A 7,121-nucleotide genomic window follows, 5' to 3' on the forward strand; every position below is an offset into this window, starting at 1 on the left:
CAGGAAAAGCAATCCGCGATGATAGTAATTGGCAAACATCCGGCGGCTGAATTCACGATAGATTTCCAGTTGATAACTGCTTTGCGCACGCGCCAACAGCACCACCAACGCATTTTTTAATAAAACAAACAGCAACACGGTGCCGCATAACGCCAGCATCATGCCTCGTCCGCCATCCTGTTTTACTACTACCAGCAATATCGGTATCAGTGCCGCCACTCCTGCAAAATCAAGGATAGCGCGTAGCAATACCGAGAAAGCCACCCATATTCCCCGCTTGCGTTGCCTCTCAGACAACAACTGAATAATCTTTTTAATCATCTGTTTTCACTTACTTTTATCCGCCGTCAAAAGCAATCTTTTTCCTTTTCATGTTCTTCAAAAAGTCTTTTGCAAATAGTCCCCAACCAATACTTCCTGCCCCGCTAAAAAAAATGCATACCACAAGAATCATCATCTTTCGGGGCCTTGAAGGGCTAAGTGGAACCTGCACCGGTTGGATAACGGCATACACTGGTGTTTCCTTTTTCACCCTTGCTCTGGCACTCTGAGCCTGCTGCTCCATCTGATTGTAGATGGCCTGAGCCAGTTCCATTTCATTCCGTAAACGTGCCAGTTCGGCACGTGAAGCTAGTTTTACTAATCCCCGATTAGCATCTGCATACCGGGTATATTTTTCCTGTGTATCATAATACTCAGCTTGTGCTTTTTCACGAAGTTTTTCTGTATATTCCAAAATCCTTCGCGCCTTACTCGTCCTGTATTCTATTACATACTCCTTCAAATGTGCTCGCACAGTATCTGCTACGGTAGCCGCCACCAGTGGGTCCTGCATGGTGACGAATATCGTTATAGTTCTTTTTTTCTTATCTACCCCGATATGGATTCTGGAGGCAATGGCACCTGCCATGCCTGCTTCTTCACGGGTCAGACAGAATAAATCTATTTTAGTCTTAGTTCCTGTCTTTTCTATTTCTGGCTTTTCACTAAACAGAGATATTGTCCATCCCATTAGTCTGGACGGTGCCGAGGTAATGGCACTCCACCACGCTCTTTTCTGGCGTTCTTTCAGATACTGGGTAAGGGGCATTGAGATGCTGTCTTTTTGTTCCTGTACTTTAATATTGAAAAGGCGGATGAGGAACGGTGTAGAATTGACAATGGCAGGATAAAGGGACGGATAGATGGCATCCCGTTCGGTAGTGGAGGAAGAACTGATATTGTCCGCCATATCAGCTAATGCATTTATGCCCGGAGAAGAACTTCTACGGATGCTTTCCGGAGCAATAAGGGTACTTGCCGTATATTCTTTAGGAATGCCGAACCCTATAAATATTCCAACAATGGCACCGAGAGCACATGCTTTAAGTATCAGCTTTTGGAAGATACGGATTTTTCGAATCTGTTCCAGTAAATCAATCTCTGTCATACTGTTTCATACATCCTTTTATATTCAATGTATAGGTTTGGGAAGAGTTTATCCTTATTCGGACACTCTTATTGAAATAACCGACAGTAGCCTGCGTACCGTCAAAAGTTACCTCTATCTTACCGGACTCACCCGGTCGGACAACTTTTTGTGTATATTCGACAGAAATACACCTACAGGACGGGTCGATGTTTAGAATAACGGCAGGAACATTGCCACTATTTACGAAACGGAATACATGTCGCTGTATCGGGCTGCCCGAAGAAAAGGTTCCAAAGTCATGAATACTGTCATTGAAAGTGACTTGCGCCGTAAAAACACTGCTTGCATGGTCTTGCTGTGATGCTTGATGTTTACACGAGATAATAGACATAAGCAGCAGAAGCAAAAAAAGAAAAGAAAAAAGAAGAATATAATGCGGCAAGATCCTATTGAGCTTCATACTACTGGATATATTGAAAAGATTTCTTATAAAAAGCTCCCGGCTGCAAATAGTCGGGAGCTTTTATTTATAAAATTCTGAATGATATATTATTCAATAACTCTTGGTTTACCGACAAATGTACCACCCTCAATCAACTTCTTACAAGTAACATCAGCTACATTTTTATCACTTGCAGCGGGAGTCATTGTAAACGTGCCGCCTTGCTTTACTTCAATAGTATTGGCAACTGCCAGTGTTACACCTAGTTTTGTATTACGATTTTCAAAGGTAACTGCACCACCGTCATTGACAGTCAAATTGTTTGCAGTCATGCCCTGTACATCCTCCTCTGTAGTGAATGTTCCATCTAATACAATATTACCACTAACGTTGATTGGTTTAGCCCCTGTCGAAACTTTCAATGTACGAGTAGGCATTACAGTCAGATTACCAATAGTTACTGCTGCTACAGAGTTCGTAATGATAGTTAATACTCCGTTATCAACCACATTAATATACTTATTATTGTGTTGAGTAGCATTTTTGAGGTCATATGTTGCAGTAGCAGCGTTTACAAACTGTATAGTACTACAAGCTGCCTTATTAGCATAAGCTTCATCAAGACGGGCTTGAACATTGACTTTACAAATATAATCACCATTTGTACCGAACGCCATGTATTGTGTAGCACCACCAATTGTTGTACCAATATTGTCAATAAATACTCCATTATTCTTAAAGTTCTTACCGGCTGCTGCTATCGTATTTCCACTTGCATCCAGCATGGCAAACTTACCATTGTCCACTACAAATGTACCGTTGTTATTCACAGTACCACCCTTTACGTTCACATCACTCGTTGCGGCTGATAATGTTGCTACGCCACCTGCGTTCAGAGTAAGTGTTCCATAGATATCGGTTACACCCTTGAAGTCAATAGAACCACCGTCAGCAACAATAGTTGCAGTTGCGGCTACTGTAGATACCTCACCAGCGTTGTTTGCGAATTCAAGAAGGCCATCCGCTTTATCACCATAACCAGCTAATATATTGACATTACCTGCAATGATAGCTTTAGTATTTACAAGCATTTTGCCTGCTGCGCTACCACCACCACAGCAAGTTTGGCCCTGGACTTCGACAGCCGATTGGATAGTTGATCCACCATCTATAGTTAAAGTTTTGTCTTCGGGAACAATAATCTTACCACCTTCTACGGTTACATAATTTTTAACCTCTACATTATCGGTAAGTGTAATGTCACCGATTACTGTTACGTTGGTTGCTTTACTATAATCGCCTTCAACAGCACTCTTCAATGAAACTGCATCTACAGCAATCAAAGCATCTGTTTTAAAGTCGTCTGCATCCATCTCTACACTAACCACAGCACCTTGGGCAGCCTTGAATGTATAGTCTTTACCCAGATCAATTACGGCAGTTTCAGTAGTAGTATAAAGAATTACCTTCAAATCTTTTGCTGTAGTCGGCAATATCGGAAGATAAATTTTTGTGGCTGTGGTTCCCAATGTCACGGAAGATTTCAACGTTGCTACAATAGTAGATGCAGTTTTCTTGGTTCCCTCTACATACAGAGCTTCACCACCGGCAGCTCCCATAGATTTAATTTTACTTGCATCTAGGCCTACACTTGTAACGAAACCGTCTTGACTCCATAAGGCAACTTTTGTGATGTCTTTCGCACTTCCTGTCTGCTTCAATTGTAAGCTTATGATAGCAGACAATGGATTCACACCAAATTTAGAAGCCTGGCTGCCGCCAATTAAGTTTCGGGCATAGCCAACCATAAATGTATTTTCTGCCACATGAGGAACGGAAACATCACCTGTTGTTACATCATTGTATGCTACTGGAGATATAGCAGGCAGACTTGCTGCATCAGCAAAATTTCCATTATAAGGATAGTAAACAATGTAGCTACCACCAAAGATGGCTTTGTTGCTCGTTGTGAAAATACCGGTATTCAGATCTAACTTTGTATCAACGCCTTCAATACTAACTTTATTAGCATCATCTGCAAGTTGATTTTTTATCGTCGCTATATCTGAATTTTCGTCTAAACTACCTTTAACAATATCCTTGTAAACCTTGCCATTTTCAAGTTCCAATGTACACTCATTGAACTTTGCGGCATCTTGTCCTTCAGCCAACCATCCATTATGTAAAAACTGATAATTGGTATATACCATATTACTGATGTTTCCTGTTCCATCAGGCAATTCGCCCGTCCAGCATAAACCGATTTCATCGGCACTGACATTTAGACTTCCTAACATACTATTGGCACCAGTCCCATTTGGTAATATAGTAGGTAACCAACTCCACATAAGGTCTGCTCCCCAAACTCCTCTAGTAGAAGTTTCATTTGCACCTTGACCGGCCAAAACAAATCCTTCTCCCAGTTCCACCAAATTATTTTCGGCAGGAACAGCATTATTATCCATAAACTCTTCGTTTGAACATGCTGCAAATGCTGCAGGTAATGCCAACGCTAAAAATAAATTTCTTGTTTTCATTTTAGATACATTTTAAATACATTCATTAAAAACCATCATCAGGATTTATAGGACCTGCTCCACCGTTTTCTGGACTTGCTGCAAATCCCAATTCTACTTCCACTTCCAGAACTTCCACTTCCGGAGCTTCATACTTCATTTCCTTTTCTACTTTCATAATCATAAAAATTTAATTGTTAGTAATATTAAAATTGTCTTTATCATTATCAACTGGTAATACTATCTATCGCTAATTCAGGCTATCCCTTACATTATACTTGTCATTCCTATTATGAACAGGCATAGCCAAACCCTCTTTTCAGCCTGCAAAGTAAAAAATAAATTTCCTAAATAAAGTTAGATTTTATTTAGCTGATTATAAACGTATTAGCCATTAATAAAGATAGCTTAATATCAAAAGAAAAGAATTTTCTAAATGCAAATAATATGAACGAAGATGTTGAGTTACAATCCTTTTCCCACCTATCAGCAAATAAGCAGTTTTAATACCCCAAGCATATTGACACTACATTTTAACACCTTATTCCACAAGGAATAACTGCTATAACCTGTTTTCTTTCAAGAAGAAAGAGATTATTGAAATAAGAAAATAGATTGTTATAAGAAATATAAATGACACCATTTACAGGCACCAATGACAAGAAATAAGTTTACCGAAGTTTTGCATTCTCTTCTAATAACGGCGCAAGAGAATACGACATTTGAGCGATATGACTATTCGGTTACGAAGCATTTTAGAATATGCCAAACACATCCTGTATTCTCTTTTTATCTTAGCAGTGATCAAACGATAAAGCAGGAACTTGCTTTAATACAAGTGAGAAGTATATATATTAATGCTTTTTTAGACGATATTCCAGAATATCATCCTTTTTATTGTTTTTGATATTATACTGAATTACCGTTTTTATAAACGACAATTCAGTTGTGCTACCGCCTCAGGTAACAATATGTTTTCTTTGCCATTGCCCAACGGTGGATGTTTCAGAAACAGAACAGGAATGATTTCTTTATTCTGCGCAAATGGCAGTTTACTGGCCTTCTCTACAAGCTGTTTCATCAATATTTCCGAATTCTCTTTCTCAGTCCACTTGCACTCTCCAACCAACAAATGCTTCTTATCTTCTGACAACGCTACCACATCAAGTTCTATTCGTTCCGTTTCCGATACATTTCCCCACCAACGTGCTGCAATGTCCCACACATGACCGAATAGTTCGTTTCCGCTGACTGAATCCCTGCATATTTTTTCCCAATGCAGCGAAACATATCTAGGGAACTCCGCTACTATTCGTTGTTCCACACGTTTGACATGCCCCAAACCAATCAATGAACGGTTAGGTATGATAAAACGATAATAAAAGTCCATAAAAGGATCTGCTATCCGATAAATAGATTTCTTCGAGTTCTTTAGATTTTCATTAAACGGCAGTTCTCTTTCGATATATCCTAATTGTATCAATTTATTCAAAGGATTTCCCAAGTCTGTAGCCTTTTTACCTAACCGCGCAGCTATTTCCGACAACCGATTACAGCCATTTCCTATTACGGACATGATAGTTTCCGACTGGGTAGATTGTGTTAGGTCATCCATGAACAATCGCATGGGTTCCTCATACAACGTTCCATTTGTGCTAAGCATATTATACCGTATAGCTTCCAACAGATTATCTTCTTTATTTCGAAGTTCCCAATACCGTGGTACGCCTCCCCACACACTATATTCCTCCACTGCTTGTACAGCATCAATATCCAATACTTCTTGAAGATATGGATAGGGTATGAACCCCAATTTCAGAATAACATCAGCACGACCATACAACGGGTCGGAAGCATCCAACACCAGCTTCTGCATCATCCGTTGTGATGATCCGCACAGAATCAGATGATATTTCCGTTCTTTCCTGTCCACTATCTTTTGAAGTATCGAAGGCAATTCAGGACAAGTTTTCACCATATAGGGAAACTCATCCAAGCAAAGTGTCGTCCCTTTATCACATCGCATGTCCAAATGTTCAAACAGTGACTCCCAACTTGGATAATTCACTTTATCGAATCCGGGATAGCTGTCTGCCAGTAATTGTGCTAATAACTCCCGTTGCCGGTTTTGTTCCGAATTATCTGCCATGAAATAGAGGTCTTTTTCATTCAGTACTTTCTTTACCAATGTGGACTTTCCCAGTCGGCGACGTCCGTAAATTACAATAAACTGTGCCATATCCGATTCAATGGCTCTGCGTAATCTACGTTGTTCTTCACTTCTATCTACAAACCTCATATCTTAATTATTATGTTTTGCAAACATAATGTTTTAAGAACATAATACCAAGTAAATTCTCCTATTTATTTGATATTAATAGTAAAAAGGGGCATTGGCATGTAGCTATAGTTGTGCCACTTCAAAAGGTGGTACAATATCAGAGATATAATTTACGTAGCTCGTATCATTTTAAAGATAGGTGAATCATGTACCGACCTTCCCACTGATAAAAAGGACAACACCAGGTAGGTAATGCTTCTTCCGGCAGGCAAGGAACCACCTCTACTATATCTATCCCCTAATAAAAGGATACATACTTTGTCCGCTAAATAAGGAGCTTTACCGTTTGTCTTTGCGCCAGTGCCTCAGTCACTCCGACGAAGAAGTCGTTGGATACCGTTATTTTTCGCATGGGTCAAAGATTGTTTCACAGGAAAGGCGTGCTGCCTCTGTATTAGGCAAACAAGCCAG

Annotated in this window: 5 protein-coding genes and 1 pseudogene; all 6 read right to left on the reverse strand. The window is 39.9% G+C overall.

The window, feature by feature from the left end; all coding sequences use genetic code 11:
- Nucleotides 1-321, reverse strand: a pseudogene (locus QZ135_RS24030) (ABC transporter ATP-binding protein); the annotation flags it as partial.
- 16 nt (nucleotides 322-337) lie between these two features.
- Nucleotides 338-1,429, reverse strand: coding sequence for a GNVR domain-containing protein (locus QZ135_RS24035; protein WP_294615546.1), 1,092 nt, complete (start codon nucleotides 1,427-1,429; stop codon nucleotides 338-340).
- On the reverse strand, nucleotides 1,416-1,802 hold the full coding sequence (locus QZ135_RS24040; RefSeq protein WP_294615548.1) for a DUF1573 domain-containing protein: 387 nt from the start codon (nucleotides 1,800-1,802) through the stop codon (nucleotides 1,416-1,418). The genes QZ135_RS24035 and QZ135_RS24040 overlap by 14 nt, the downstream gene beginning before the upstream one ends.
- Before the next feature lie 158 nt (nucleotides 1,803-1,960).
- Nucleotides 1,961-4,390 (reverse strand): hypothetical protein, encoded by a 2,430-nt coding sequence (locus QZ135_RS24045; protein ID WP_294615550.1) that lies wholly within the window; start codon nucleotides 4,388-4,390, stop codon nucleotides 1,961-1,963.
- A gap of 25 nt (nucleotides 4,391-4,415) precedes the next feature.
- Nucleotides 4,416-4,547 (reverse strand): hypothetical protein, encoded by a 132-nt coding sequence (locus QZ135_RS24050; RefSeq protein WP_294615553.1) that lies wholly within the window; start codon nucleotides 4,545-4,547, stop codon nucleotides 4,416-4,418.
- Between the two features lie 750 nt (nucleotides 4,548-5,297).
- Nucleotides 5,298-6,668: an ATP-binding protein gene (locus QZ135_RS24055; RefSeq protein ID WP_294615552.1), complete on the reverse strand. Its 1,371-nt coding sequence runs from the start codon at nucleotides 6,666-6,668 to the stop codon at nucleotides 5,298-5,300.
- Nucleotides 6,669-7,121: the final 453 nt, after the last annotated feature.

Source organism: uncultured Bacteroides sp., assembly GCF_905207245.1.
Taxonomy (GTDB): domain Bacteria; phylum Bacteroidota; class Bacteroidia; order Bacteroidales; family Bacteroidaceae; genus Bacteroides.